This window comes from Halomonas sp. B23F22_3 (assembly GCF_043496965.1).
Lineage (GTDB): Bacteria > Pseudomonadota > Gammaproteobacteria > Pseudomonadales > Halomonadaceae > Halomonas.
The window spans coordinates 161,793-186,992 of the sequence record NZ_JBIEKG010000003.1; the positions used below are offsets into that span (position 1 = coordinate 161,793).

21 protein-coding genes and 1 other RNA gene are annotated in these 25,200 nt (G+C 69.8%); 11 read left to right on the top strand and 11 right to left on the bottom strand.

Annotated features, from left to right (window positions below; genetic code table 11):
• Positions 1–77: 77 nt before the first annotated feature.
• The 3 genes from ubiH to ACGTNG_RS07205 form a co-directional block, all read right to left on the bottom strand.
• Entirely contained in the window at positions 78–1,322 is a 1,245-nt protein-coding gene (ubiH, locus tag ACGTNG_RS07195) for a 2-octaprenyl-6-methoxyphenyl hydroxylase (protein ID WP_394576336.1), read from the bottom strand.
• A 65-nt stretch (positions 1,323–1,387) separates the two neighbouring features.
• A complete protein-coding gene (gene pepP / locus ACGTNG_RS07200) occupies positions 1,388–2,725 on the bottom strand; it encodes a Xaa-Pro aminopeptidase (protein ID WP_394576337.1) in 1,338 nt (445 codons plus the stop codon).
• A 34-nt stretch (positions 2,726–2,759) separates the two neighbouring features.
• The gene (locus tag ACGTNG_RS07205; protein WP_394576338.1) at positions 2,760–3,338 is read right to left on the bottom strand and encodes a UPF0149 family protein; all 579 of its coding nucleotides are present in this window, start codon (positions 3,336–3,338) and stop codon (positions 2,760–2,762) included.
• 159 nt (positions 3,339–3,497) lie between these two features.
• On the opposite strand from ACGTNG_RS07205, the gene ACGTNG_RS07210 reads away from it, so the two are divergent.
• From ACGTNG_RS07210 to ACGTNG_RS07220, 3 genes are all read left to right on the top strand, one after another.
• Entirely contained in the window at positions 3,498–3,797 is a 300-nt protein-coding gene (locus ACGTNG_RS07210) for a cell division protein ZapA (protein ID WP_394576339.1), read from the top strand.
• A gap of 53 nt (positions 3,798–3,850) precedes the next feature.
• A non-coding RNA gene (gene ssrS, locus ACGTNG_RS07215) (6S RNA) lies at positions 3,851–4,034 on the top strand.
• Positions 4,035–4,043: 9 nt separating this feature from the next.
• Entirely contained in the window at positions 4,044–4,676 is a 633-nt protein-coding gene (locus tag ACGTNG_RS07220) for a 5-formyltetrahydrofolate cyclo-ligase (RefSeq protein WP_394576340.1), read from the top strand.
• Positions 4,677–5,132: 456 nt separating this feature from the next.
• Here the strand turns inward: ACGTNG_RS07220 and ilvA are convergent, their stop codons facing one another.
• Entirely contained in the window at positions 5,133–6,647 is a 1,515-nt protein-coding gene (ilvA, locus tag ACGTNG_RS07225) for a threonine ammonia-lyase, biosynthetic (protein ID WP_394576341.1), read from the bottom strand.
• Positions 6,648–6,798: 151 nt separating this feature from the next.
• Here ilvA and rpiA point away from each other — a divergent pair, with 151 nt between their 5' ends.
• On the top strand, positions 6,799–7,473 hold the full coding sequence (rpiA, locus tag ACGTNG_RS07230; RefSeq protein WP_394576342.1) for a ribose-5-phosphate isomerase RpiA: 675 nt from the start codon (positions 6,799–6,801) through the stop codon (positions 7,471–7,473).
• 38 nt (positions 7,474–7,511) lie between these two features.
• Here rpiA and waaA read toward each other — a convergent pair whose 3' ends face one another.
• The 3 genes from waaA to ACGTNG_RS07245 are packed head-to-tail and all read right to left on the bottom strand — an operon-like array spanning position 7,512 to position 11,330.
• The gene (gene waaA, locus ACGTNG_RS07235) at positions 7,512–8,813 is read right to left on the bottom strand and encodes a lipid IV(A) 3-deoxy-D-manno-octulosonic acid transferase (RefSeq protein WP_394576344.1); all 1,302 of its coding nucleotides are present in this window, start codon (positions 8,811–8,813) and stop codon (positions 7,512–7,514) included.
• Entirely contained in the window at positions 8,813–10,243 is a 1,431-nt protein-coding gene (gene hldE / locus ACGTNG_RS07240; protein ID WP_394576345.1) for a bifunctional D-glycero-beta-D-manno-heptose-7-phosphate kinase/D-glycero-beta-D-manno-heptose 1-phosphate adenylyltransferase HldE, read from the bottom strand. The genes waaA and hldE overlap by 1 nt, the downstream gene beginning before the upstream one ends.
• Positions 10,233–11,330 (bottom strand): glycosyltransferase family 9 protein, encoded by a 1,098-nt coding sequence (locus tag ACGTNG_RS07245; RefSeq protein WP_394576346.1) that lies wholly within the window; start codon positions 11,328–11,330, stop codon positions 10,233–10,235. Before ACGTNG_RS07245 ends, hldE begins: the two co-directional genes overlap by 11 nt.
• Between ACGTNG_RS07245 and ACGTNG_RS07250 the strand changes: the two genes are divergently transcribed.
• Entirely contained in the window at positions 11,329–12,054 is a 726-nt protein-coding gene (locus ACGTNG_RS07250; protein WP_394576347.1) for a 3-deoxy-D-manno-octulosonic acid kinase, read from the top strand. The two genes, ACGTNG_RS07245 and ACGTNG_RS07250, sit on opposite strands and share 2 nt — an antisense overlap.
• Here ACGTNG_RS07250 and ACGTNG_RS07255 read toward each other — a convergent pair.
• Positions 12,036–13,175 (bottom strand): glycosyltransferase, encoded by a 1,140-nt coding sequence (locus ACGTNG_RS07255; protein ID WP_394576348.1) that lies wholly within the window; start codon positions 13,173–13,175, stop codon positions 12,036–12,038. The two genes, ACGTNG_RS07250 and ACGTNG_RS07255, sit on opposite strands and share 19 nt — an antisense overlap.
• A gap of 44 nt (positions 13,176–13,219) precedes the next feature.
• Between ACGTNG_RS07255 and ACGTNG_RS07260 the strand changes: the two genes are divergently transcribed.
• From ACGTNG_RS07260 to ACGTNG_RS07270, 3 genes are read left to right on the top strand one after another with little or no spacing between them, the layout of a single operon-like run.
• A complete protein-coding gene (locus ACGTNG_RS07260; RefSeq protein ID WP_394576349.1) occupies positions 13,220–14,317 on the top strand; it encodes a glycosyltransferase family 9 protein in 1,098 nt (365 codons plus the stop codon).
• Positions 14,314–15,087 carry a glycosyltransferase family 2 protein gene (locus ACGTNG_RS07265; RefSeq protein WP_394576350.1) on the top strand — a complete coding sequence of 258 codons (774 nt, stop codon included), beginning with the start codon at positions 14,314–14,316 and terminating at the stop codon, positions 15,085–15,087. The genes ACGTNG_RS07260 and ACGTNG_RS07265 overlap by 4 nt, the downstream gene beginning before the upstream one ends.
• 1 nt (position 15,088) lies before the next feature.
• Positions 15,089–16,747: a sulfatase-like hydrolase/transferase gene (locus ACGTNG_RS07270; protein ID WP_394576352.1), complete on the top strand. Its 1,659-nt coding sequence runs from the start codon at positions 15,089–15,091 to the stop codon at positions 16,745–16,747.
• On the opposite strand, the gene waaF is transcribed toward ACGTNG_RS07270, so the two are convergent.
• Positions 16,744–17,784, bottom strand: coding sequence for a lipopolysaccharide heptosyltransferase II (gene waaF, locus ACGTNG_RS07275; RefSeq protein ID WP_394576353.1), 1,041 nt, complete (start codon positions 17,782–17,784; stop codon positions 16,744–16,746). The two genes, ACGTNG_RS07270 and waaF, sit on opposite strands and share 4 nt — an antisense overlap.
• Positions 17,777–18,733 (bottom strand): ADP-glyceromanno-heptose 6-epimerase, encoded by a 957-nt coding sequence (rfaD, locus tag ACGTNG_RS07280; RefSeq protein ID WP_394576354.1) that lies wholly within the window; start codon positions 18,731–18,733, stop codon positions 17,777–17,779. Before rfaD ends, waaF begins: the two co-directional genes overlap by 8 nt.
• Before the next feature lie 92 nt (positions 18,734–18,825).
• Between rfaD and glyQ the strand changes: the two genes are divergently transcribed.
• From glyQ to gmhB, 3 genes are all read left to right on the top strand, one after another.
• Entirely contained in the window at positions 18,826–19,788 is a 963-nt protein-coding gene (gene glyQ, locus ACGTNG_RS07285) for a glycine--tRNA ligase subunit alpha (protein ID WP_394576355.1), read from the top strand.
• On the top strand, positions 19,788–21,854 hold the full coding sequence (glyS, locus tag ACGTNG_RS07290; RefSeq protein WP_394576356.1) for a glycine--tRNA ligase subunit beta: 2,067 nt from the start codon (positions 19,788–19,790) through the stop codon (positions 21,852–21,854). The genes glyQ and glyS overlap by 1 nt, the downstream gene beginning before the upstream one ends.
• Positions 21,855–22,085: 231 nt before the next feature.
• Entirely contained in the window at positions 22,086–22,658 is a 573-nt protein-coding gene (gmhB, locus tag ACGTNG_RS07295) for a D-glycero-beta-D-manno-heptose 1,7-bisphosphate 7-phosphatase (RefSeq protein WP_394576714.1), read from the top strand.
• Positions 22,659–22,775: 117 nt separating this feature from the next.
• Here the strand turns inward: gmhB and gyrB are convergent, their stop codons facing one another.
• Positions 22,776–25,196, bottom strand: coding sequence for a DNA topoisomerase (ATP-hydrolyzing) subunit B (gene gyrB / locus ACGTNG_RS07300; RefSeq protein WP_394576357.1), 2,421 nt, complete (start codon positions 25,194–25,196; stop codon positions 22,776–22,778).
• Positions 25,197–25,200: the final 4 nt, after the last annotated feature.

Consider the following 25,200-nt stretch of genomic DNA (forward strand, 5'->3'; position numbering starts at 1 on the left):
GTGGCCCGGATGGCCATGCCGTCTGTTCATGGTGTTCGTTCCAGCCCCTGTCGTTCCAGCGCCTATCTTTCCAGCCTCTATCGTTCCAGCCCCATGGCCCGCCTCGCCAGGGTGCGGCGCAGCGGCCCCACCAGGTTCAGCCCGACGAGGCCCGCCGCCCGGGCATGGGAGAGCACCGGATGATCGAGTCCGAACAGCCGGATCAGGCCGTCGCTGAAGCGGATGACGTCCTGGCGATCGCCGTCGCGGCGCGCCTCGAAGTCCTGCAGCACCGCCGCGCTCCCCGGCGCCTCGCCCCGCTCGCCGCCGGCCTCGATGGCCGCCACCAGGTCCATCACCCCGCGCAGCGCCAGGTTGAAGCCCTGACCGGCCACCGGATGCAGCGAGTGGGCCGCGTTGCCGAGCACCGCCAGCCCCGGGCGCACCGTCTCCCGCGCCGTGACCAGCGAGAGCGGGTAGGCGTGACGGCGCCCGACCCTTCGAAAGTGCCCGGCGCGATCGCCGAAGGCACGCTGCAGCTCGGCCAGGAAGTCGCCATCTGAGAGCGCCTGCCGCCGCGCCTCCTCGCCGCGCGCGTGGGTCCAGACCAGCTCCATGGCCTGCCCGGGGAGGGGCAGCAGGGCGATGGGGCCCTCGGCGGTGAAGCGCTCATAGGCGATGCCGTCATGGGGGCGGCTGACCTCGACGCTGGCGATCAGCGCCACCTGCTCATAGGGCCGCTCGCGGCTCTCGATGCCCAGGCGCTCCTTGAGCCCCGAACGCCCGCCGTCGGCGAGCACCGTCAGGCCCGCCTCCAGCGTGCTGCCGTCCGAGAGCCTGAGCCGATGCCCCTCGGCGACGGGCTCGATGGCCTCCACGCTCGCCGGGCAGTGCCAGTCCACCGGCAGCTCGCCCAGCCGACCGTGCAGGGCGCGCCCCATCCAGGCGTTGGGCACCACGTGACCCAGCGCCGCGACGCCGAGCTCCGCGGCGCGCAGTCGGGTCACGCCCAACCGGCCCCGCTCGCTGACGTGGATGGTGCGGATCGGCGCCGCCTGCTCGGCCATCGCCTCCCAGACGCCCAGGCGCTCGAAGTGCCGGGCCGAGCCGCAGGCGATGGCGCTGGCCCTCGCATCGAAGCTCGGCTGCCAGGGCTCGGCCAGCTGGCGATCCAGCGGCGCCGGCTCGATCACCGCCACCCTGAGTCCCGTCCGCTCGACCAGGGAGGCCAGGGCGCAGCCCAGGCTGGCCCCCACCAGGCCGCCGCCGATGATGGCGATATCCACCCGCTCGCCTACCCTCTGCTCTAGGTGCTCGATCCGCGTTTCCCGCGTCGACGTCATGCCTGTCGCCTCTTTATTTCATAACGTACATTACATAAAGACATCAAAGACCTCTCGCCAGCTGGTCACTCGGTGACCATCAGCGCCTCGATATCGGCCACCCGCTTGGGCACGGAGGCGGTCAACACCTCGCCTCCCTCGGCGGTGACCGCCACGTCGTCCTCGATGCGGATGCCCATCCCCCGGAAGGCCTCGGGCAGGTCGTCGGCGTCGGGCACGTAGAGCCCCGGCTCCACGGTGAGCACCATGCCGGGGCAGAGGGGCCGCGGCTCGCCCGCGCGGCGATAGGCGCCGACGTCGTGCACGTCGAGGCCCAGCCAGTGAGAGGTCGAGTGCAGGTAGAAGCGCTGGTAGCTGCCGTCGTCGACCCGCGCCTGGACGTCGCCCGCCAGCAGCCCCAGCTCGACGAGCCCGGCGGTGAGGTCGTGCACCACGCCGGCGTGGATCGACGCCAGGGTGACGCCGGGGCGTACTGCCGCGATGGCGCGCTCCTGGGCCGCCAGCACCACCTCGTAGAGGGCCCGCTGGGCCGCCGTGAAGCGGCCGTTGACCGGGAAGGTGCGGGTGATGTCGCCGGCATAGAGGTCGAACTCGACGCCGGCGTCGATCAGTACCAGCTCGCCGTCCCGCAGCGGGGCGGCGTTCTCGAGATAGTGCAGCACACAGGCGTTGGGGCCGCCACCGACGATGCTGGCATAGGCCGGCCCGCTGCCGCCCTGCCAGCGGAACTCATGCTCGAGCTCCGCCTGCAGCTGGGACTCCACGAGCCCCGGGCGGCAGGCGCGCATGGCGCGCGCGTGGGCCCGGGCGGAGACCTCCCCGGCATGGCGCATCAGCGAAAGCTCCGCCGCGCTCTTGATCAGGCGCTGCTCGTGGATCAGCCCGCTGATGTCGGCGAAGCCGGTCGGGACCGGCGCCCCACGGCGGGCGTGAGCGGAGAGCTCGCCGCGCAGCGCCTCGGCGAGGGCCAGGGCATCGGCGTCATCCAGCGGCAGGTAGAGCACCTCGCGGCCCTCCAGCAGCAGGGCCAGGCGCTCGTCGCGCTCGGCATTCTCGAAGGCCTGGTCGAGGCCGTGGTCGCGCACAGCGCCCTCGGCGCCCAGGCGGCGGCCGGTCCAGGTCTCCAGCGCCGGATCGCGATCCTGGCAGAACAGCACGCTCTCGCCGGCCTGCCGACCGGGCAGCAGCACCAGCAGCGCCTCCGGCTCGGGGAAGCCGGTCAGGTAGTGGAAATCGCTGTCCTGGCGGAAGGCAAACTCGCTGTCGCGCGAGCGGGTGACCAGCGCCGCACCGGGCAGCAGCACGGCGCTGCCGGCGGGCAGCTGCGCCATCAGGGTGTGGCGCCTCGCGCGGTACTCGTCGGCGGAGATCGGCGCGGGGCGGGGCAGGGTCGCAGGGGGCATCGCGGCTCCTCGGTGGCGGTGTGGGGCCATCGGCTCAGTGCTGGGTCGGCTCGTCGACCTGCTCGACCTGGGGCTTGCCGGGATGCTGCTCGGTATAGAGCAGCATGGCGGCCATGCGCGCGTGCTCGGTGAGGGCGAAGAGGTCGTTCTCGTTCTCGGCGCTGTCCTCGAGGTCGGTCTCGATGGACGTCAGGCCGGCGAGATCCTCCAGGGCCTCGCGCAGGGCGGGGGACCAGTCGCGCCGCGGGGCGTCGCCGGCATCGGCCACCACCTCGAGGAAGCCCAGCGTCCACTCCTGCAGGCCCTGGGCCCGCTCGGCCAGCGAGAACAGCTCGTCGGGCAGCAGCGGCTCGAGGTTGAGCTCGGCGGCCGACAGCGCCTCGAGGGCCTGGCGCCGCCAGCCCAGCAGGCGCTCGGCGCTGGCCTCGTCGCGCGGCTGCTCGACGCCCAGGCTCAGGCAGACCTCCTCCAGCCAGGCCTCGGGGGTGATGTCGTGCAGGGCGAGGGAGGCACAGAGGCGACCGTCGAGAAAGGCCGGCGACTGCATGCTGCCGTGCAACAGGAAGGTGTCGGCGATGGTGGAGAAGTCCTGGCGTTCGTTGATCAGTGACATGGCTGGTTCCGCTTGGGAGCCGGCGGGCGCGTTGACCGCCCGCAAACGGCTCTCTTATAGTGACTGGGTTTCGCTTCAGGCCTTGATGTTAACGCATCGACCCTGCATGACGCGCACCCGTGCGCTCCCTCTGCCACTGGCCCTTTGCCGGAGCCTGCCATGACCGAGCCGACACGGCCGACCACCGAGATCACCCTCCTGGAGCGTCCCTACTCCATCGCCTGCCCGCCGGAGGAGCAGGAGAAGCTCGAGCGGGCCGCCCGCTACCTCGATCGCGCCATGCAGGGCATCCACGCCCAGGGCCGGGTGGTCGACCGCGAGAAGATCGCCATCATGGCGGCGCTGAACATCGCCCATGAGCTGCTCGAGACCCTCGACGACCAGCGCGCCGGCGAGGAGAGCCTCAATGCCCTCACCGCCCGCCTCGAGAAGGCGCTGGACGCCGTCCCCACCCGCTGAGCCGACACGCAATCGCCTCTTTGGCCCGGCCCCGGCCTCTGGTAGGATGAAGAGGTTCCCTGGGGTGTTGGCCAGTCGTTATAGTCCCTCGAGCCTATGCGCAGTACCCAGGGGGCCAAAGCTAGCCGAACCCGTGTGCACGTCCGTGCGTCGGAAAGCCTGACGGTTCGGCTGCGGCCACCCACCTTGAACCACTGGGTTCAAGGGCCAGAACGACAGCGGCACTCTGGGGAACTCCAATCCGACATGACCGCCATGCAGGATACCGCCGCACCCATCCCGTCCGACGATGATCGTCGCCGGCTGAGACGCGAACTGCGTCGCCGCCGACGCGAGCTGTCGCCCCGGCAGCGCCGCGAGGCCTCCCAGCGACTCTGCAGGCGCCTGCGCCGCCTCCCTGAACTCCAGCGCGCCCGACGCGTGGCCCTCTACCTGCCCAACGACGGCGAGATCGATCCCACCCCGCTGATCGCCTGGCTCGAGCGCCGCGGCAGCCGCGCCTACCTGCCGGTCCTGAAGCCGCTCTGCGACAACCAGCTGTGGTTCGTGCACTACCATGCCGGCACGCCCATGGTGGCCAACCGCTACGGCATCCCCGAACCCGAGACCCGCCACGGCGCGCACCGCGCCCGGCGCACGCCGACCTGGGCACTCGACGTGATCCTGCTGCCGCTGGTGGGATTCGACGAGCAGGGCCAGCGCATCGGCATGGGCGGGGGCTTCTACGACCGCACCCTGGCCTTCACCCGGCGCCCGGGGCCTTGCCCGCGGCTGATCGGCCTGGCCCACGAGGTCCAGCGAGTGGCGCGGCTGCCGGCCGCCCCCTGGGACGTGCCGCTGGATGCCATCGCCAGCGACGCCCGCCTGATTCGCCCCTGAGGCTTCCCTGTCGAGGCCACCAAGGCCACGCGCCGCGCTCGCCACCTAGACAGAAACGACGACGGCCGATGCCATCGCATCGGCCGTCGTCATCGGCGGGGTCGGGCAGGGCGATGGCCGCCGTCCTGCGGTGGCCTCAGCCGCCCGCCAGCGCCTGGGCATAGCCGGTGGCCACGACGACGATGCCGAAGACCAGCACCAGTGTCATGACCAGATCGGGCTTGCGCTTCATTGCGGTGGACTCCATGGGAGACGGGACCGCGGGGGTCCGGTGTGAAGATGATGGCGGCGTCACCACGGCGGTGATGACACCGCTATGACTATAGAGCCTCGTGCTTACGCATGACAACCGGCATTCTCAGTACGTTACATATCTAAACACTTGCATGACCGAGACTACAGGGTGAGTCAGCGCTCACTCGACCCTTCTTCGAAGCCCCCACGACGACGCGCTCCTCAGGCCATGAAGAGGCGATAAGCCGGGTTGTCACTCTCTTTCCAGTAGCGGTAGCCGATCTCGTCGAAGTAGCCCTCGACGTGGGTGCGATCGCCATTGGGCACCTGCATGCCGACCAGCACCCGGCCGTAGGCCGCGCCGTGGTTGCGGTAGTGGAACAGCGAGATGTTCCAGTCCTGGGGCAGGTGGGTGAGGAAGTTCATCAGCGCGCCGGGGCGCTCCGGGAACTCGAAGCGATAGACCTCTTCCTCGAAGTGCTCCTTGGGGCGCCCGCCGCCCAGGTGGCGGATGTGCAGCTTGGCCAGCTCGTTGTCGGTGAGGTCTTCCACCGGGTAGCCGGCGTCGCGGAGCCGGTCGATGACCGCCTGTCGGTCCTCGCCGCCGGGCTTCACCTGCACGCCGACGAAGATGTGGGCCTGCTCGGGCTCGGCGTAGCGGTAGTTGAACTCGGTGACCATGCGCTTGCCGATGGTGCGGCAGAACTTCTTGAAGCTGCCCGGCTTCTCGGGGATGGTCACGGCGAGGATCGCCTCGCGCTGCTCGCCGAGTTCGGTGCGCTCGGCGATGTGCTGCAGGCGATCGAAGTTGGTGTTGGCCCCGGAGTTGATGCAGACCAGGGTCTCGTTCTCGGCGCCGGTCTGCTGGATGTACTTCTTCAGCCCCGCCAGGGAGAGCGCACCGGAGGTCTCGGAGACCGCCCGGGTATCTTCGAAGATGTCCTTCACCGCCGCGCACATCTCGTCGGTGTTGACGGTGATGACATCGTCCACCAGGCCGCGCATCACGGCGAAGGGCGCCTCGCCGATCTGCGCCACGGCGACCCCCTCGGCGAACACCCCGACCTGGTCCAGCACCACGCGCTCGCCCGCCGCCAGCGCCGCCTTGAGGCAGGCGCTGTCCTCGGACTCCACGCCGATCACCTTGATCTCGGGCCGCAGGTACTTGACGTAGGCCGCCACGCCGGCGATCAGCCCGCCGCCGCCCACCGGCACGAAGATGGCGTCGATCGCCCCGCCGTGCTGGCGCAGGATCTCCACGGCGATGGTGCCCTGGCCCGCGATGACGTCGAGATCGTCGAAGGGCGGGATGTAGGTGTAGCCGTGCTCGGCGATCAGCTCCTGGGCGTGTGCCGCCGCCTCGGCGAAGGCATCGCCCTTGAGCACCACCTTGGCGCCTCGGGCCCGCACCGCGGCCACCTTGATCTCCGGGGTGATGCGCGGCATGACGATCACCGCCTTGACGCCCATCAGCTTCGCCGCCATGGCCAGGCCCTGGGCGTGGTTGCCCGCGGAGGCGGCGATCACGCCCTTGGCCTTCTGCTCGTCGGTCAGCTGGGCCATCTTGTTGTAGGCGCCGCGGATCTTGAAGGAGTAGACCGGCTGGAGGTCCTCGCGCTTGATCAGGATCTGGTTGTTGAAGCGACGGGAAAGGAAGGGGGCCGGGGAGATGGGGGTTTCCCGGGCGGCCTCGTAGACCCGGGCCTGGAGAATCTTCTTGACGGTAGCTTCGAGCATCCTGATATCCCAGAAGTGACGCGAGGGCGCCATGGGCGGCGCCGCGAGGAACCCGTATTGGTAGCATTCCCGCGACCGCGGCGTCCAGCATCCATCGGCGCCATGGCCTATAATGGCGCCGCATTCGCCCCCATCAGACAGCGAGCCCGACATGACCCAGGACGAACTCAAGGACGCCGTGGCCGCCGCGGCCATCGACGAGATCCGCCCGCACCTCGGCCGTGACAGCGTGATCGGCGTCGGCACCGGCTCCACCGCAAACCGATTCATCGATCGGCTGGCCGGCCTGCGCGGCGACTTCCGCGGCGCCGTGGCGAGCTCCGAGGCCAGCGCCGAGCGCCTGCGCGGCCACGGCATCGACTGCTTCGAGCTCAACGAGGTGGGCACCGTGCCCGTCTACGTCGACGGTGCCGACGAAGTGAACGCTCACCTTCACATGATCAAGGGCGGCGGCGCGGCCCTGACCCGCGAGAAGATCGTCGCCGCCTGCGCCGAGCGCTTCGTCTGCATCGCCGACGCTTCGAAGAAGGTCGCGACCCTGGGCGACTTCCCGCTGCCGGTCGAGGTGATCCCGATGGCGCGCTCCTACGTGGCCCGCGAGCTGGTCAAGCTGGGCGCCGACCCGGTCTATCGCCAGGGCGTGATCACCGACAACGGCAACCAGATCCTCGACTGCTATGAGTTCATGATCGACGACCCGGTCGCCATGGAGGCGCGGATCAATGCCATCGTCGGGGTGGTCACCAACGGGCTCTTCGCCGCCCGGGGCGCGGACCTGCTGCTGCTTGGCGGCGAACGGGGCGTGGAGCGCCTGACGCCCGCCTGACGCTCGAACGGGCATGGGGAAGAGGCGTTAATGAGCGCTCACTTCGCCGACAAAAGCCGCGCCAGGCCCGTCAGGGTGCGCTCGAGGGCCCCGCGGTTGGCCGCCACCACGCCGCGGCCGGCCGCGGCCAGGCGCCGGCGTTCGGGTGCGTCGTCGAAGAGCCGCCCCAGGGCGTCGCTCAGCGCCTCGCCGTCGGCCACCTCGACCAGCGCCTCGGCCTCGCGCAGCGTCTCGGCCACGTCGAGGAAGTTGGCAAGCTCGGGGCCGGTGAGCACCGGCACGCCCAGCGCCGCCGGCTCCAGCAGGTTGTGGCCGCCGATGGGTACCAGGCTGCCACCCACGAAGGCCAGGTCCGCCGCCCCGTAGAGCGCCAGCAGCTCGCCCATGGTGTCGCCGAGATAGACGGCCGTCTCGTCGTCCGGCCATTCGTCCCGGGAGCGGCGCGCCACCGAGAGACCCGCCCCGGCGCACAGTGCGGCCACGGCCTCGAAGCGCCGGGGATGGCGCGGCACCAGCACCAGCAGCGCCTCGGGAAGGCGCGCTCTCAGCCGCGCATGGGCCGCCAGCAGCGCCTCGTCCTCCCCCGGATGGGTGGAGCCGGCCACCCAGACAGGCCGATCGCCCAGGCGGCTGCGCAGCCGTGCACTCGCCTCAAGGCCCTCGTCATCGACGGCGATATCGAACTTCAGGCTCCCTACTACCTCGCTGCGCCCGGCGGGCATGCCCAGCGCGCGGAACCGCTCGGCATCCTCCGCAGACTTGGCCGCCAGCCAGCGCACTCGGCTCAACGCGTCGTGCATCAGCGGCCTCAGGCGGCGATAGCCGCGGAAGGCGCGGGGCGAGAGCCGACCGTTGACCACCGCCACCGGCACCCCGCCGCGCTCGCAGGCGGCCAGCAGGTTGGGCCACAGCTCGGTCTCGAAGAAGATGGCAAGCTCGGGGCGCAGCCGGGCGACGAAGCGGCGCGCGGCACCGGGGAAGTCCAGCGGCACGAAGTGATGGCTCACTTCGCCGATAGCCTTGTTGTTACCCGACGCCTCCGAGAGCGCCAGCACCCGCTGGGCGCCGGTGGCGGTCATGGTAGTGATCACCAGGCGATGCTCCGGCCAGCGCTCGGCGAGGGCCGTGATCAGCGGGCGGGCGGCCTGCACCTCCCCTACCGAGGCGCAGTGCAGCCAGAGGATCCGCTGGCCCTCGTCGGCGGGGGGAATGAGTCCCAGCCGCTCGCGCCGCGGGCGGCCGGGCAGCTGCTCGCGCCAGACGCGCTTCCAGACCAGCGGGGCGAGCAGGTAGAGGGCCGCCGAGTAGGCGCGGCGGGCCCAGGCGGAAGCGCGTGTCATCAGGTCTCGCGATCGAGGATGGTGGAGATCATCGCGGTGGTGGAGACGCCGTCCTCGAAGCCCAGCACCCGCACCTCGCCGCCGGCCTCGCGCACGGCGGCACCGCCGGCGATCTCCTCGGGGCGGTAGTCGCCGCCCTTGACCAGCACGTCTGGCAGCACCGTCTCGATCAGCCGCTGGGGGGTGTTCTCGCCGAAGGGCACCACCCAGTCGACGGCGCCGAGGCCGGCCAGCACCTGCATGCGCCGCGCCAGGGGATTGATGGGGCGCTTCGGCCCCTTGAGGCGGCCGATGGAGGCGTCGTCGTTGACCGCCACCACCAGGCGGTCGCCGAGGCGGCGCGCCTGCTCCAGGTAGGCGACGTGGCCGGCATGCAGGATGTCGAAGCAGCCGTTGGTCATCACCACCCGCTCGCCGCGGGCCTGGGCGGCGCGCACCGCCTCGACCAGGGGCGCCTCCTCGATGACGCCGAACTCGGCGAGCTTGTCGCCGTGCAGGGCGGTGTAGAGCTCGGCGATCGAGAGCGTCGCGGTGCCGGGCTTGGCCACCACCAGGCCGGCGGCCAGGTTGGCCAGGGTCATCGCCTCGGCGAAGCCGTGCCCGGCGGCGAGGGCCAGGCCCAGCACGCCGATCACGGTGTCGCCGGCGCCGGTCACGTCGTAGACCTCGCGGGCGCGGGTCGGCAGGTGCAGCGGCTCGTGGCCCTCGCGGATCAGCGTCATGCCCTTCTCGCTGCGGGTGATCAGCAGCGCCTCGAGCTCGAGCTCGGCGCGCAGCGTCTCGCCCTTGGCGGCGAGCTCGGCGTCGTCGCGGCAGTGGCCCATGACCGCCTCGAACTCGCCGAGGTTGGGGGTGATCACGCTCGCGCCGCGGTACTTGCGGAAGTCGCCCCCCTTGGGATCCACCAGCACCCGCTTGCCGGCGCCGCGGATCATCCGGATCAGCTCCTCGACGCGGTTCAGGGTGCCCTTGCCGTAGTCGGAGAGGATCACCAGGTCACAGCCGGGCAGGGCCGCCTCGACCTGGGCCAGGAGCCCTGAGGTGTCGACCTCGCCGAGCCCCTCCTCGAAGTCCAGGCGGATCAGCTGCTGGTTGCGGCTCATCACCCGCAGCTTGGTGATGGTGGGGATACCTGGGCTGCGCGCGAAGCGAGTGCTCACTCCGACATCCTCGAGCCGGGTCACCAGCCGGTCGGCGTTGTCGTCGTCCCCCACCAGGCCGGCCAGGGCGGCCTGGGCCCCGAGGGAGGCGACGTTGAGGGCCACGTTGGCGGCGCCGCCGGGGCGATCCTCCGACTCGTCGACCCTGACCACCGGGACCGGGGCCTCCGGCGAGATCCGCGAGGTGCCGCCGTGCCAGTAGCGGTCGAGCATCACATCGCCCACCACCAGCAGGCGGGAGCGCTCCAGGGCGGTCAGATCAAGCTTCATCGGGGGACTCCGTCTCGATGGGGGACTCGGGGTGGCTCAGCAGTGCCTCGAGGCGGTCGATCACGTCCTCGGCACGAATCAGCGACATGGCGTCGGGGTGGCGGACCCGCTGGCCCCAGGGCAGCGTCTCGGGGTCCTTGTGCAGGTAGCTGCGCACGGCGTCCGGGTAGCGGTTCACCACGAACGCCCGCCAGCAGTAGGGGCCCGCGCGATCGGGATTGGTGGTGGCATAGAGCCCGACCACCGGCGCGCCCAGGGCGTTGGCCATGTGCACCGGCCCGGAATCCGGGGCGATCACCGCCCGGGCGTCCCGGATCAGGGCCAGCAGGCCCTTCAGCGAGGTCTCGCCGATGACGTCGATCACCACCTCCGGCGAGCAGAGAGCCTGGATGCGCTCGCCGAGTTCGCGCTCCTGGGTGCTGCCGCCGCCGGTCAGCACGGTCTTCAGGCCGTGCTGGCGCCAGGCGTGCTCGATCACCGCCGCATAGCCCTCGGCGGACCAGTTGCGGAAGTTGCGCAGCCGGGGGTTGGCGCAGGGGCTGATCAGCAGGTAAGGCGCCTCGCCGGTGATGCCCCGCGCCTCCTCCACCGCGGCCTCGGGCACCGGCAGGTCCCAGATCAGCGAGAGATCCTCGACGCCCAGCAGGCGCGCGAAGTCGAGGTAGGACTCGAGCACGTGGGCGCGGGCATGGGGCGCCAGCTGACGCTGGGTGAACCAGTGCTGGGCATCCTTGGCGCGCGCCTTGTCATAGCCCACCCGCAGGTCGGCCTTGAGCCCCAGGGAGAGCACGCTGGCGCGCAGCGCCTGCTGCATGTGCAGCAGCACGTCGAAGCGCGTATCGGCGAGCTGCCGCCACAGGGCCCGCATGCCGGCCAGGCCCGTCGCCTTGTCGTAGACGACGAACTCGACCCCGGAGAGACCCGCCAGTAGACTGTGCTCGCCCTTGCCGACGATCCAGGTGATCCGCGCTTCGGGCCACTGACGCTGCAGGGCACGGACTGTCGGCACCAGGTTACAGACATCGCCCAGGGCGGAGAGTCGCAGCACGCAGATGTGCTGGGGTCGATCGGGCAGAGGATGCTTCATGCGGTTGGCAACGTATCGAGCGGGAAAGAGTTGCATTCTATATGATGCGGACAGTTTATGTGACGCCGGCCGGGCGCCACAAACCGCGTCGCGGCTCACGCTCGAGGGCTTCGACCCCGACTGGTGGCGCGACGCCGGCCGCATCACCGGCGAGGCGCCGGGCCGCGGCGCCAGCCTCTTCCTGGACGCCGGCGAGGGCGTCGAGTGGGTGCTGCGCCCCTACCGCCGCGGCGGCCTGATCGCCCGGCTGAGCGAGACCCGCTACCTCTGGACCGGCCTGGAGCGGACCCGCGCCTTCCGCGAGCTGCGCCTCACCGCCCACCTGCACCACCGGGGCCTTCCGGTGCCCCGCCCGGTGGCGGCGCTGGTGACCCGTCACGGCCTCACCTACGCGGCGGCGCTGATCACCGTGCGGCTTCCCGGCGCCCGCGCCCTGGCCGAGCTGATCATGCGCCAGCAGGCCGATGACGCCCTGCTCGAGCGGGTCGGCGCCACCGTGCGCCGCTTCCACGACGCCGGCCTCGACCATGTCGACCTCAACGCCCGCAACCTGCTGATCGACCCGGAGGGGCGCGTCTGGCTGATCGACCTGGACCGCTGCCGGCTGCGGCGTCCCGGCCGCTGGCAGGCCGCCAACCTGGCGCGCCTGCAGCGCTCCTTCGAGAAGTTCGGCGCCGCCGACGCCATGGCGGCCGTGCGCCGCGGCTACGCCGCCTCGGCGTAGGCGGCCACGAGCCCCGTCACATGCGTCTCGAGGGTGAATTCGCGCGCCACGCGCGAGCGGGCCGCTTCCCCCAGCGCCTCCCTCAGGGCCGCATCGTCCGCCAGCTCGGCCAGGGCTTGGCCCCAGGCGGCAGGATCCTCGGGCGCGGCGAGGCGTCCCGTGGCGGGATCGATCAGCTCGGGAAGGGCGCCGCTGTCGCTGCCGACCACCGCCTTGCCGGCCGCCATGGCCTCGATCACCGTCAGCCCGAAGGCCTCGTTACGCGACGGCACGCAGACGATGTCCATCGCCTCGAAGAGCCGCGGCAGGTCGCGGCGAAAACCGACGAAGACGATGCGCTCCTCCAGGCCGAGCTCGCGGACCCGGTCGCGAAGTTCCGTGACGAAGGCCTCGTTGCTGCCCTCGGCGGCGGAGAGCCCGCCGACCAGCAGGCCCTGCCAGGCCAGTGCCGGACGATGCTCGGCCAGCCAGGCCAGCGCCTCGATCCACACCCGCTGCCCCTTGCCCGGGGTCAACCGCCCCGCCAGGCCGATCGCCACCGCGCCCGGCGCCACGCCGAGCTCATCGCGCAGCGCGGCCCGCTCGCCCGGCGACAGGCGCGGCGCATAGGGCGCCGGGTCGATGCCCAGGTAGAGACGCTGGATACGCTCGGCGGGCAGGGGGAAGGCCGCCTGGTTGCGCTGGCGGGTCGTCTCGCTGATGGAGAACACCCGGGTGACGCGACCATAGGCCCAGCGGTGGTAGGGATCCTTCTTGGGGCGGGTGACGCCCATGTGGTCGGTGAAGAAGAGCCGCAGGGAGGGGCGCAGGCTCACCAGCAGGGCCCCCAGGCGCAGGTCGCTGGATTTGTGGCAGTGCAGCACGCGAATCTCGTGGGCCTTCAGGTAGGCCAGCAGCCGACCGAGGCCCAGCAGCGCGCGACCTCGCGAGGGCACCGTCAGCGGCGTGATGCCGGCCTCGGTGAGGCTCTCGGCCACCCGGGAGCCGGCCAGGGCCAGGCCGTAGGCCTCCCACCCCTGTCGCCTCAGCTCGGGTATAATGCGCGACGGATACATTTCCAGTCCGCCCCAGCCGTTCGAGAGGCAGATATGCAGGACCTTGCGGGACGACTTGCAGGACAAGGCGCTCTCCTTTCTTGCGGTTGCGGGGCCCGGGAGCCCGGATGATGACACTTTCCCCTGCCAGGGATGGCGGCCGCCCTCGCCTGCTGGTCGTGCGCAACGACAAGCTCGGCGACTTCATGCTGGCCTGGCCGGCGCTGGCCTGCCTCAAGACGGCCGACCCGGCCCCGCACGTCAGCGTGCTGGTGCCGGGCTACACCGCACCGCTCGCCCGGCAGTGCCCGTGGGTCGACGAGGTGCTGCTCGACCCTGGCGAAGATGCAGGACGCGAGGCGCAACGTGAGCTGCTGAGCACCCTGCGCGCGGGGCGCTTCGATGCGCTGCTGACGCTCTTCTCCACCCCACGCATCGGCTGGCTGGGCTGGCGCGCCGGCATCCCGCTGCGCCTGGCCCCGGCCACCAAGTGGGCGCAGCTATTCTACAACCGCCGGGTCACCCAGCGCAGGTCGCGCTCCGAGAAACCCGAATACGTCTACAACCTGGAGCTGGCCGAGGCCCTGCTCGACGCCCTGGGCCTCGCCGTGCCGCCGCGCCCCGCGCCGCCCTTCTGGCCGCTGCCGCCCGGCACCCGCGACGCCGAGCGGGCGCGACTCGTCGATGAGCTCGCCCTGGAGGCCTCGTCGCCCTGGGTCTTCCTGCACCCGGGCAGCGGCGGTTCGGCGGTCAATCTCACCCTCGCGCAGTACGCGGACCTGGTGGCCGCCGTCGCCTCACGCCTCGACGCCGCCGACACCACTCCGCCACACTGGGTGCTGACAGCGGGCCCCGGTGAGGAAGCGGCGGCGGACCGGCTTCGCGAGCGGCTCGCCGAGGCGGGGATCGCCGCCCACCGGCTGCCGGCGCGCCACGGCATCGACGACTTCGCCCGATGCCTCTCGGCCGCCGACCTGTTCATCGCCGGCTCCACCGGGCCCCTGCACATCGCCGGCGCCCTGGACCGACCGACGGCGGGCTTCTATCCCTCGCGCCGCTCGGCCACCCCGCTGCGCTGGCAGACCTGCAACGCCGAGGCTCACCGCCTGGCCTTCTGCCCCCCCGAGGGCGCGGGCGAGCGCGACATGGCGAGCATCGACCTCGAGGCCGCGGCAGGCCGCATCGCCGAGCGCCTGCTGCACCTCCCGACCCGCGAGACGACCCCATGACGCCCATCACCGGAATCATCATCACCCTCGACGAGGCAGAGAACATCGCCGACTGCATCGCCTCGCTGAGACCGGTCTGCGACGAGATCATCGTCGTCGACTCGGGCAGCCGGGACGACACCGTGGCCATCGCCGAGTCGCTGGGCGCCCGCGTCATCCATCAGCCCTACCTCGGCGACGGCCCCCAGAAGGCCTTCGCCGTGCCCCAGGCGCGGCACGACTGGATCCTCGCCCTCGATGCCGACGAGCGCCTCGACGAGGACGCGGTCGCGGCGATCCGGTCACTGCCGCTGGACGACCCGCACCAGGCGTACCGCTTCAACCGCCGCAACTTCGCCGGGCATCACTGGATCAAGGCGGCCGGCTTCTATCCCGACCCGGTCACGCGGCTCTACAACCGCACCACCTCGGGCTACCTGCCGAAGAAGGCGCACTCCTCGGTGCAGGCCCCCGCCGTCGTGGACACCCACAGCCACATCCGGCACTTCACCTACCGTGACCTGTCGCACTGGATCACCCGCATCGACCAGCTCTCGAGCCGCGATGCCTGGGCGATGAAGGAGCGCGGCAAGGGCCCCTCGCGCTGGCGCCCCACCCTGCATGCCGCCAGCGCCATGCTGCGCAAGCTGATCCTCAAGGGCGGGCTCTTCCAGGGCGCGGACGGCATGACGGTGGCGATCACCACGGCGTTCCATGCCTACATGAAGTACGCCAAACTGAACGAACTTCATGAGAACGAACGGGCCGCGACGCCTTCCGATCATGCTTAGGATGCCACGCCGCCTCCGTCATCCGCGCTGGTGGGCCCTGTTGGTGCTGGGCCTGTGGCTGGGCTATGCCCTGGCCATGCTGACCCGGCTGCCGACCTGGGCGCTACCCGCGGTCACCGGCGCCTGGCTGCTCCTGGCGCGCTGGCGCCGCTGGGGCGCCCCCGCAAATCCCCGGCCGGCGACCCGCGTGTGGCCCTGGTCGCTCGTCCCCCTGGCCCTGTGGGGCTTCTATGTCTACCTGGCCGCCAGCTTCGGGGAGGTCGATCTCGGGGCGGTCTTCTTCCACCTCCAGGCCGGCATCTCTGAGCACGGCGGGAGTGGGCGGATCATCTCCGCCCTCCTCCACACCCTGGGCATGCTGCTGCTGCTCGTCTCCTTCACCTGGCTGGTGCGGGTCGATCGCCGCTGGCGCACGACGGAGCGCCTGCTGGCCGTGGTGCTGCTGGCCGGCAACCCCATGCTCTACGGGCTCGGCCAACGCGGCGCCGCCATCGTCACCGATGACGGCGCCTGGCTCGATCGGCAGTACGTGGCGCCAGTGATCCTCGACGCGCCCCGCACACCGCCCAACCTGCTGCTCCTCTACCTGGAGAGCCTCGAGCGCACCTACGCCGACCGGGAGCGCTTCGGCGATGCCTATGCGCCCCTGGAGGCACTTGGCGAGGGGGCCCTGGTCGTCGAGGGCGTGCGCCAGCTCGACAACACCGGCTGGACCATGGCCGGCATGATCGCCAGCCAGTGCGGCACGCCACTGATGCCGGCCGGCCTGCTCCACGACAGCCAGTTCGAGCCGCTCGGCCGGGTCGTGCCGGGGGTCGACTGCCTGGGCGACCTGCTCGCCGAGCGCGGCTATGCGCTCTCCTACCTGGGCGGGGCCAGCACCCGCTTCGCCGGCAAGGGCGTCTTCTACCGCGATCACGGCTTCGAGCGGGTGATGGGGCGCGAGGAGCTGCAGCCGCGGCTTCCGGATCCCGACTACGTCAACAGCTGGGGCCTCTACGACGATACGCTCTATGACTTCACGGTCGAGGAGATCCGCCGCCTTAAGCGCCAGGGCGGCCCCTGGGGGCTGGTCAACCTGAGCATCTCCGGCCACGCCCCCAACGGCTATCCGGCGCGCGCCTGCCGCGAGCGTCAGGGCGAATTCGACGGCACCGACATCCTCTATTCGGTGGAGTGCTCGGCCTGGCTGGCGCGAAGCCTGGTGGAGCGGCTCGAGGCCGAGGGGCTGCTGGAGAACACCCTGGTGGTGATCGCCAGCGACCACCTGACCATGCGCGTCTCCGCCTGGGAGCAGCTGGTCGCGGGAGAGCGAGAGAACACCCTCATGCTGATGGGCGAGCGGGTCGAGCCCGGCCGGGAGAGGGTCGAGGCGTCGACCATGGATATCCTGCCGACGGTGCTCGAGGCCATGGGGTTCGTCATCGACTGGCACCGGGCGGGGCTCGGCGTCTCGCTGCTCTCCGACCAGCCGACGCTGATCGAGGAGCACGGGCTGGAGACCCTGAACGCCCGCCTGCGGGAGGAGACGGCCCTCCAGGAGCGGCTGTGGGAGGGCCTGGAGCCGCCGCAGCCCACGTCATCGGAAGCATCGGTCGTCGAGCAGATCGTCGAGAAACCGGAGGATATGGCCCCCCACGCCCTCGAGGAGCTGCCCTAGGGCGCCGCCGCCAGCACCGCCTCGAGGACACGCTCGGGGGTGAGCTTCTTCAGGCAGTCCGTGTGCCCCAGCGGACAGGTGCGCTGGAAGCAGGGCGAGCAGTCCAGGGCCAGGTAGTGAATTTCGGCGTTCCCGGTCAGCGGCGGCGTATAGGCCGGCGACGAGGAGCCGTAGAGCGCCTGGACCCGGGTCCCCACCGCCGCGGCCACGTGCATCAGCCCGGAGTCGTTGGTCACCACCTGCCGGCAGTCGCCCAGCAGGTCGACGGCATCCGCCAGCCGGGTCCTGCCGCAGAGGTTGTGGGTGTGGGGCAGCCCATCGGCGATCACCTCGCCGGCGTCGACGTCCTTGGGACCGCCCAGCACCCGCACCTCGAACCCCTCCACCACCAGGGCCCTGGCCAGCTCGCGGAAGTGCGCGAGGGGCCACTGCTTGGCGGGACCGTACTCGGCGCCCGGCATCATGCCGATGGCCGGGCGCGACGACAGCCCCAGGGCGAGGCGCTGCTCGACCAGGTTGTCGATGTCCAGGCGCAACGCGGGCCGGGGCAGTGCGAAGTCGCCGCTCTCGGCCTCCTCGCGGGGCAGCCCCAGTGCCACGAAACGCTTGACGGTCTGATCCAGCGTCGCCTTGTCGAGGGCACGACGATCGTTGAGCAGGCCGAAGCGCTGCTCGCCGGTGAAGCCCGTCCGCCGGGGAATGCGCGCCAGGAAGGGCACCAGGGCCGACTTCCAGGAACGCGGCAGCACGATCGCCCGATCGAAGCGCCCCTTGAGGGAGGCGGCCAGCTGCCGGCGGGTCGCCAGGCCGAACTCGCCATGGCCCACCTCGAGCCCAGCGACCTCGTCGACCTCGTCCATGCGCTCGAGGATCGGCCGCGACCAGCCGGGCGCCACCACGCCGATGCGACAGCCCGGGTGGCGTGCCTTGAGGGTCTTGAACAGGCTCTGAGCCATGACCATGTCGCCGACCCAGGAGGGGCCCACCACCAGGATGCGCTCCCCCTCACCGCCGGACGGCCCTGCGGCCTCAGCCATTCAGCCACTCCAGGTAGGCGCTCACGCCCTCGGCCACGGTGCGAAACTCGCGATCGTAGCCCGCCTCGCGCAGCCGCGAGATGTCGGCCCGGGTGTAGCTCTGGTAGCGCCCCTTGAGCTCGTCGGGAAAGTCGATGTACTCGATCTCGCCCTTGCCGTAATGGTCGATGACCGCCTCGCCGATGGCCTTGAAGGGCTCGGCGCGTCCGGTGCCCAGGTTGAAGATGCCGGAGGCCTCGGGGTGATCGAGGAACCACAGGTTCACGTCCACCACGTCGCCCACGTAGACGAAGTCGCGGCTCTGCATGCCGGCATCAAAGCCGTCCCAGGCGCCGAACAGCTTGAGGTTATGGCCATCGCGGATCTGGGTATGGTGATGGTAGGCGACGCTGGCCATCTTGCCCTTGTGCTGCTCGCGGGGCCCGTAGACGTTGAAGTAGCGGAAGCCCACCACCTGGCTCTCGAACTCGTCGTGACGAGCCCGCACGTACTGGTCGAACAGCAGCTTGGAGTAGCCGTAGACGTTGAGCGGCTTCTCGTGCTCCGGCGCCTCATAGAACACCTCGCTGCCGCCGTAGGTGGCGGCCGAGGAGGCGTAGATGAAGGGGATGCCCTCGCGCTGGCAGAAGTGCAGCAGCACCTTGGAGTACTCGAAGTTGTTCTCGAGCATGAAGCGGCCGTCCCACTCGGTGGTGTCCGAGCAGGCGCCTTCGTGGAAGATCGCCTCGATGGGCGGCAGATGCGACTCCTCGCCGTTCATCGCCGCCTTCACCCGGGCCAGGAAATCGTCCTTGTCCAGGTAGTCGCCCAGCGTGCAGTCGGCCAGATTGACGAACTTGGTGCCGTCGCTGAGGTCGTCGACCACCAGGACGTCGTCGCGGCCACGGGCGTTGAGCGCCTTGACCAGATTCGAGCCGATGAAGCCGGCTCCGCCTGTTACTACGATCATGGGAATCCTCTTCTCCGGGCCTGCGCCTATAACCGATCTGCCAGTAATTGTATACTTGACGGCTCGTGAATTCATGGCCAACGGTGCTTCCAATGACACAGTCGACGCCAGACGTGACAACCTTCCAGGGCCTGATCCTCGCCCTGCAGCAGTACTGGGCCGAACAGGGCTGCGTGATCCTCCAGCCCCTGGACATGGAGGTCGGTGCCGGCACCTTTCATACCGCCACCTTCCTGCGCTCCATCGGTCCCGAGACCTGGAACGCGGCCTACGTGCAGCCCTCTCGCCGCCCCACCGATGGCCGCTACGGCGAGAACCCCAACCGCCTTCAGCACTACTACCAGTTCCAGGTGGTGATGAAGCCCTCCCCCGCCGAGTTCCAAGAGCTCTACCTGGGGTCGCTCAAGCGACTGGGGCTCGATCCGCTGGTCCATGATATCCGCTTCGTCGAGGACAACTGGGAATCCCCGACCCTCGGCGCCTGGGGCCTCGGGTGGGAGATCTGGCTCAACGGCATGGAGGTGACCCAGTTCACCTACTTCCAGCAGGCCGGCGGCCTGGAGTGCTACCCGGTCACCGGCGAGCTGACCTACGGCCTCGAGCGCATCGCCATGTACCTGCAGGACGTCGACAGCGTCTACGACCTGGTGTGGACGGTGGCCCCGGACGGCTCGAAGGTGACCTACGGCGACGTCTACCTGCAGAACGAGCGCGAGCAGTCGGCCTACAACTTCGAGCATGCCGACGTCGACTTCCTGTTCGCCTCCTTCGATCACCAGGAGCGCGAGTGCACCAAGCTGCTGGACGCCCGGCTGCCACTGCCCGCCTACGAGCAGGTGCTGAAGGCGTCGCACACCTTCAACCTGCTGGATGCCCGCCACGCCATCTCGGTCACCGAACGCCAGCGCTACATCCTGCGCGTGCGCACCATGGCCCGGAGCGTGGCCCAGGCCTACTACGACTCACGCAAGGCCGCCGGCTTCCCGCTGGCCACCGAGGCCCTGCGTCATGAACTGCTGGCCGACGAGCCGCTTGCCGAACAGGGAGATGTCTGATGGCTGCCAACACCCTACTGGTCGAACTGGGCGTCGAGGAACTGCCGCCGAGCGCCATCGATGAACTCTCCGACGCGCTGGCCGAGGGCATCCGCCGTGGCCTGGTCGATGCCGACATCGACGCCGGCGAGGTGCTCGCCTACGCGAGCCCGCGTCGCCTGGCCGTGCAGATCCGGGAACTGGCCGACAAGCAGCCCGACCGCGAGGTCGAGCGTCGCGGCCCGGCCCTGGCCGCCGCCTTCAAGGAAGGCCAGCCGACCAAGGCCGCCGAGGGCTTCGCCCGCTCCTGCGGCGTCGCCGTGGACCAGCTGATCCATCTGGAGACCGACAAGGGCACCTGGCTCGGTTATCGCGAGCACCAGCCGGGCGAGGCCACCACTGCGCTGCTGCCCGCCATCGTCGAGAAGGCCATCGGCGCCCTGCCGGTGCCCAAGAACATGCGCTGGGGCGCCTCGCGGATCGAATTCTCCCGCCCCGTCCACTGGCTGGTGATGCTCTACGGCAGCCAGATCGTCGAGGCCAGCGTCCTGGGCCTCGAGGCCGGTCGCACCACCCGCGGCCATCGCTTCCATGCCCCCGCGCCCATCGAACTCGCCCATGCCGACGACTACCTCGCCGCCCTCGAGGGCGCCTGGGTGCTGGCCGATCGCGAGCAGCGCCGCGAGCGCATCCGCGAGCAGGTGCTGGCCGAGGCCGAGGTCCAGGAGGCCACCGCCGTCATCGATGAAGAACTGCTCGTCGAGGTCAGCGGCCTGGTGGAGTGGCCCGTCGCCCTCACCGGCAGCTTCGACGAACGCTTCCTCGAGGTGCCGCCCGAGTGCCTGATCTCGTCGATGAAGGCCAACCAGAAGTACTTCCACCTGCTGGATGAGGCGGGCCGGCTCAAGCCGCTCTTCATCACCGTCTCGAACATCGACAGCGCCGATCCCGACCAGGTGATCCAGGGCAATGAGCGAGTGATCCGTCCGCGCCTAGCCGATGCCGCCTTCTTCTACGACACCGACCGCAAGCAGTCGCTGGCCGCGCGCGCGCCGGCGCTGGCCGACGTCGTGTTCCAGAAGCAACTGGGCAGCCTGGCCGACAAGGCACACCGCAACGCGGCCGTGGCCGCCTTCATCGCCGGCCGCATCGACGGCGACGTGCATGATGCGCGGCGGGCCGCCGAGCTCGCCAAGTGCGACCTGGTCACCGAGATGGTCCTCGAGTTCCCCGAGCTGCAGGGCACCATGGGCCGCTACTACGCGCTCAACGACGGCGAGCCCGAGGAGGTGGCCCTGGCGCTGGAGGAGCAATACCTGCCGCGCTTCGCCGGCGATGCCGTTCCCCAGGGTAGCACCGGCCTGGCCCTGGCGCTGGCCGATCGCCTCGATACCCTGACCGGCATCTTCGGCATCGGCCAACGCCCCAGCGGTACCAAGGATCCCTTCGCCCTGCGCCGCGCCGCCATCGGCATGATCAACATCCTGGTCAAGGGAGAGCTCAGCCTCGACCTGCGCGAGCTGCTCGAGCTGTCGGCCGCCCAGCACCAGGAGCTGCCCTACGCCGAGGGACTCGTCGACGAGGTCCTCACCTACATGCTCGACCGCTTCCGCGCCTGGGCCGGCGACGAGGGCATCGCCACCGAGGTCTATCTGGCCGTGCGCGCCCGGCCGGTCACCGAGCCCCTCGACTTCGCCCGCCGCCTGCGCGCCGTGCAGGGCTTCGCGCGCCGCGAGGAGGCCGCGGCACTCGCCGCCGCCAACAAGCGCGTCTCCAACATCCTCGCCAAGCAGCAGCACGACGGCGAGATTCGCGTGGACGCCGACCAGCTGCAGGAAGCCGCCGAGCAGACGCTCTTCGAGGCGCTGGAGGCGTGCCGAGGCCAGGTCATGCCGCTGTTCGCCGAGGCCCGCTACAGCCAGGCCCTGGATACCCTGGCGAGCCTGCGCGAGCCGGTGGACCGGTTCTTCGACCAGGTGATGGTCATGGCCGAGGATCCCGCCGTGCGACGCAACCGCCTGGCACTGCTGGCCGGTCTCCAGGCGCTGTTCCTGGAGGTGGCCGACATCGCCCTGCTCCAGCAGTAGCGATTACCCCTTCGGGACCCAAGGGCCGGCGAGCGATCGCCGGCCTTTTTCATGCCCGAGCATTATGGACCAATGGCCGGCCATCCAGATCCAGGTTTCACGTGAAACACAGGCGCGTCTGCGACGGCTCCGCTCATCGCCAATTCAGGGGCCGCAGTGCACCCTTGGCAGGTGATGTTCCACGTGAAACACTTCCGCCATCTCTTGGCTGCTACCGACCGGGACCCCCTCATGCCCCAACCCTCGAAGCTCGTGATCCTCGATCGCGACGGCGTCATCAATCAGGATTCCGACGACTACGTGAAGTCGCTCGACGAGTTCCTCCCCTACCCTGCCGCCATCTCGGCCATTGCACGGCTGAACCGGGCCGGCTGGACCGTCGCGATCGCCACCAACCAGTCGGGCATCGCCCGCGGCTACTACAGCGAAAGCATGTTAGAGAGCATGCACCATCGACTCCGCGAACTGGTTCGCCAGGCCGGCGGGGAGATCGCACACATCGCCTACTGCCCTCATGGCCCGGACGACGGCTGCGACTGCCGCAAGCCGCTGACCGGCCTGCTCGAACAGATCAGACAGGCGCTCGACCTGGAGACCCTGGCCGGTAGCTGGATGGTCGGCGACAGCCTGCGCGACCTGCAGGCGGGTGAGCCGATGGGCTGTCGTCCGGTGCTGGTCAGGACTGGCAAGGGACGACGGACGGAGGCGAAGGGGGAAGGCCTCGCCCGGGCGATGGTCTTCGACGACCTGGCCGCCTTCGTGGCGTGGCTGCTGGAAGCAGAAGGCAGAGATGCGGCGGACTGACGCTCTCGCCACCAGGCACCACGAACGCGACGAGGCCGGCTTGATAGCCGGCCTCGTCGTTGGTGGCGCGCTCGTCGCGAGTGGAGCGATGTTCCACGTGGAACATCGCCGGGACGATCAGATGTCGAGGTTCGCCACCAGCGCGTTGCGCTCGATGAAGTCGCGCCGCGGCTCCACCTCGTCGCCCATCAGGGTGTTGAACATCATGTCGGCCGCGACCGCATCCTCGATGGAGACCCGCAGCATACGCCGGGTGTCGGGGTTCATGGTGGTCTCCCAGAGCTGGTCCGGGTTCATCTCACCCAGGCCCTTGTAGCGCTGGATGGAGAGGCCTCGCTGCGCCTCGGCCATCAGCCATGCCAGGGCATCGTAGAAGTTCGACACCGGGCGCTTGCGCTCACCGCGCGCCACGTAGCTCCCCTCTTCCAGCAGGCCATCCAGCGTCTTGCCCAGCGCCGCCATGGCACGGTAGTCCGCGCTGGTGAAGAACTCGACGCCCCAGACGTAGTCGGTGGTGACGCCATGCGCCGTCAGCGATACCGCCGGCAGGAAGAAGCCTCGTTCGCCGTCCTCCTCGAGGCGGAAGGTGTAGCGCGGGCCGCCCTCGTAGGAGACCAGGGCGTCCATCTCCCGCTGCAGGTAATCGATCCAGTTCTGCATGGTGAGACGATCACGCAGGCTCTGCTCGCCGTCGAGCTGGGCGGCGTGCACGATCTTGCGCAGCACGACGTCGGGATAGACCCGTGACAGGCGCTCGATGCGCTTCATCACGTCGCGATACTGGTTGACCAGCTCCTCGAGCTGGGCGCCGGCGATGCCGGGGGCATCCGCGTTGACGTGCAGGCGGGCGCCGTCCAGGGCGGTCGTGGTCAGGTAGTCGACCATCGCCTGCTCATCCTTCAGGTAGAGCTCCTGCTTGCCGCGCTTGATCTTGTAGAGCGGCGGCTGGGCGATGAAGACATTGCCGCGCTCGATGAGCTGCGACATCTGGCGGAAGAAGAAGGTCAGCAGCAGCGTGCGGATGTGCGAGCCGTCCACGTCCGCGTCGGTCATGATGATGATCGAGTGGTAGCGCAGCTTGTCGGGGTTGAACTCCTCGCGCCCGATGCCACAGCCCAAGGCCGTGATCAGCGTGCCGACCTCGGCCGAGGAGAGCATCTTGTCGAAGCGCGCCTTCTCGACGTTGAGGATCTTGCCCTTGAGCGGCAGGATCGCCTGGGTGCGACGATCGCGCCCCTGCTTGGCGCTGCCGCCGGCCGAATCACCCTCGACCAGGAACAGCTCGGAGAGACTGGGATCCTTCTCCTGGCAGTCGGCCAGCTTGCCCGGCAGCCCGGCGATATCCAGCGCCCCCTTGCGGCGGGTCATGTCGCGCGCCTTGCGCGCCGCCTCGCGGGCACGAGCGGCGTCCAGCATCTTGTTGACGATCGCCTTGGCCTCGTTGGGCTTCTCGATCAGGTAGTCCGAGAACAGGCGACCCATCTCCTGCTCCACCGCGGTCTTGACCTCCGAGGAGACCAGCTTGTCCTTGGTCTGGGCCGAGAACTTGGGGTCCGGCACCTTGACCGAGATGATCGCCGTGAGGCCCTCGCGGGCATCGTCGCCGGAGGTGTTGACCTTGGCCTTCTTGAGCAGCCCCTCGGCCTCGATGTAGTGGTTCAGCGAGCGCGTGAGCGCGGCGCGGAAGCCGGCCAGGTGCGTGCCGCCATCCCGCTGCGGGATGTTGTTGGTGTAGCAGAAGATATTTTCCGAGAAGGTGTCGTTCCACTGCATCGCCACCTCGACGCCCACGCCATCCTCGCGCTCGGCGTTGAAGTGGAACACCGGGTTGAGCACCGTCTTGTTGGTGTTCAGGTGATTGACGAAGGCCTTGAGGCCACCCTCGTAGTGGAACAGCTCTTCCTTGCCGCTACGCTCGTCGATCAGACGAATCGCCACGCCCGAGTTGAGAAAGGAGAGCTCTCTCAGTCGTTTGGCGAGGATGTCGTAGTGGAATTCGATGTTATGGAAGGTCTCGGCAGAGGGCCGGAAATGCACACGGGTACCGCTCTGCTCGGTCTTGCCGACCACCGCCAGCGGGGCGTCGGGCACGCCGTGGTGATAGAGCTGCTCGAAGACCTGGCCGGCGCGCCAGATGGTCAGCTTGAGCTCCTCGGACAGGGCGTTGACCACCGAGACCCCGACGCCGTGCAGGCCGCCGGACACCTTGTAGGAGTTGTCGTCGAACTTGCCGCCGGCGTGCAGCACGGTCATGATCACCTCGGCCGCCGAGACCCCCTCCTCCTCGTGGATATCGGTCGGCACGCCGCGGCCGTTGTCGGTCACGGTGATCGACTCATCGGGGTGAATGATCACCCGAATCTCGCTGCAGTGTCCGGCCAGCGCTTCATCGATGGAGTTGTCCACCAGCTCGAACACCATGTGGTGCAGGCCCGTGCCGTCGTCGGTGTCGCCGATGTACATGCCCGGCCGCTTGCGTACGGCATCCAGGCCCTTGAGAACCTTGATGCTCGATGAGTCGTAAGCCTGTTCGCTCATTGAC